We start from the raw sequence: 320 nt of genomic DNA, 5'->3' as shown, positions 1-320 counted from the left end.
CTGAACTTGATTCTGTAGAAGGTATAAAAGGCGGTTCTGTATTACTTACCATTCACTTTGTACTTCCCAAGCTTCAATTAGCATTTTTAAGAGACGCAAATGACTCTAAATCTGTTACCGACATATTTGATGCTCTTTACAAATTACTTGGTTTTGAGAACTTTACCAAAATACTTCCCATATGTCTGGCCGACAACGGAACTGAATTTTCTGATCCTTTCGGTATTGAAGCTGACTCAGACGGAGTGATAAGGTCTCGGCTGTTTTACTGTGATCCATCTTCTCCCGGTCAAAAAGGAGCTTGTGAAAATAATCATGAA

Annotated in this window: 1 pseudogene; it reads left to right on the top strand. The window is 38.4% G+C overall.

Annotation, left to right across the window (positions count from 1 at the left end):
- Window positions 1–320, top strand: a pseudogene (locus tag DWZ63_RS15865) (IS30 family transposase); the annotation flags it as partial.

It is taken from the genome of Clostridium sp. AF34-13 (genome assembly GCF_003477845.1).
In the GTDB taxonomy this organism is placed as follows: Bacteria; Bacillota; Clostridia; order Lachnospirales; family Lachnospiraceae; genus Butyribacter; species Butyribacter intestini.
This window is presented reverse-complemented; position numbering and strand designations above follow the sequence as displayed.